This is a genomic window from Rhodopseudomonas sp. BR0C11 (genome assembly GCF_010820945.1).
Taxonomy (GTDB): Bacteria; Pseudomonadota; Alphaproteobacteria; order Rhizobiales; family Xanthobacteraceae; genus Rhodopseudomonas; species Rhodopseudomonas palustris_H.
In genome coordinates this window covers 1-1919 of record NZ_QTKI01000610.1, presented here as the reverse complement: position 1 = coordinate 1919, position 1919 = coordinate 1, and the positions used below count along the sequence as shown (strand labels likewise).

The 1919-nt window shown below is 63.7% G+C and carries 1 protein-coding gene and 1 pseudogene; both read right to left on the bottom strand.

The window, feature by feature from the left end; translation table 11 throughout:
• A pseudogene (locus DYI24_RS28465) lies at positions 1-192 on the bottom strand (ABC transporter permease); the annotation flags it as partial.
• Positions 193-348: 156 nt separating this feature from the next.
• Positions 349-1919 (bottom strand): ABC transporter substrate-binding protein (locus DYI24_RS25755; protein ID WP_164574327.1); only part of this gene is annotated, 1571 nt, incomplete at its 5' end.

The following is a 1919-nucleotide window of genomic DNA, read 5'->3' as shown; positions in this document are numbered from 1 at the left end:
CTGCACCGGCAGCGGCCGGTCGAAGCCGTAGGCAGCGCGGAGCTGCGCCGCGAGTTCCTGCGACGCGTCCGCCGGCAACACCGCGACCAGCGGATCACCGGGCGTGATGTGCACCAGCAGGAAACACACCAGAGCGACGCTGAGGACGATCGGAACGACATAGACGATGCGGCGGGCGATATAGGCGAGCACGGGACTCTCACTCGAACGAGGATGCAGTCAGTCGGGTCGAGGCGTCTTCCCCGTCATTGCGAGCGCAGCGAAGCAATCCAGTGATCAGTGCACTGGGCTGGATTGCTTCGTCGCTTCGCTCCTCGCAATGACGGGGTGGAGTTCAGCAGTGTCGATCTACGGCGCGATCGACACCGGGGAGAAGTCGACGAACCAGCTCTTCGGCTGCACGAAGCCCTTGATCTTCGGGCTCAGCGCACGCGGACCGACGTCGTGGGCGACGTAGAGGAACGCGGCGTCGTCGATCGAGGCGGCGTTGAGCTCGGCGAGCACTTCGTCACGCTCCTTGTCGGTGAACGTGGTGCGCGCCTTCTTTACCAGCTCGTCGAACTTCGGGTTGTTGATGTAGCCCCAGTTGTTCGACACCGGCGGCGCCATCGACGACTGCAGGAAGCGCACCAGCGCGAAGAACGGATCCATCGCCGCGTAGGTGACGTTGATCGCATCCGAGCCGTTCGCCGACGGATCCTTGACGCCGCGACGCCAATTGGTGAACAGCGTGTTCCATTCGATCACGTCGAGCTTGACGTCGAAGTAACACTCCGCCAGCGCCTGCTGCAGATACTCGTTCATCGGCAGCGGCAGCATCTGGCCCGAGCCCGACGCCGAGGTCTGCACCTTGACGGTCAGCTTCTTGGTCGGGCCGTAGCCGGCTTCCTTCATCAGCTTCTGCGCCGCGGGCAGATCGTATTTGATCTGGAACTGCGGCTTGCCGCGCCATGGGTGACCCGGCTCGAACGTGCCGGTGGCCGGCACCATCAGGCCCGACAGCAGGCCGTCGCGCATGCCTTCACGATCGATACACAGATTGGCGGCGCGGCGGACGCGGATGTCGTTCCACGGCGAGCCTTCGATCCGCGAGAACTGCCACGGCCAGACGTGCGGCTGTTCGTTCTTCTCGATCTTGAAGCCGCGGCCTTCGATTTCCTTCACTGCATCCGGCGCCGGCGCTTCGATCCAATCCACCTGGCCGGAGAGGAGTGCTGCAGTCCGGGCATTAGCTTCCGGCATCGGCAGCAGCACCATGCGGTCGACATGCGGGATGCGGTTCTTGTCCCAGTAACCGTCGTTCTTGGTGAGCTCCAGCCGTTCGCGCGGGGTGAACTTCGCCATCTTCCACGGGCCTGTGCCCGACGCGTCCTTGGCGAAGGCGGCCCAAGCTGCGGTCGACTTCGCCTTGGCGTCGGCGCCCTCGGCCTTGTCGTACAGCGCCTGCCACTTGGTCGGGCTCGCCATGAACAGGTTGGTGAGGTTGATCGGGAGGAAGCTGTCGGGCTCCTTGGTGGTCAGCTCGACGGTCAGGTCATCAATCTTCTTGGCCGAGACCAGCGTCGGCATCCGCGATGCGGTCACGCCGATTTGGCTGGGGTCGTATTGCGGTGCTTCTTTGTTGAGCACCTTATCGACGTTCCACACCACGGCGTCGGCGTTGAAGTCGCTGCCGTCGTGAAACTTCACGCCGGGGCGAAGTTTGAAAATCCACTTTGTGTGATCAGCGTCTTCGACCTTCCACTCGGTGGCGAGCCCCGGCACCAGCTTGCCGGGCCGATCGCCAACGTTCATCTCCCACGCCACCAGCGGGTCGTAGATCGTGTAGCCGGTGAACTGATACGCGCCGGCGCCGCGATCCGGCTGCCCCGTGGTCAGCGGAATGTCGGCCATCGAGATCCCGTAACGCACCACTGTTT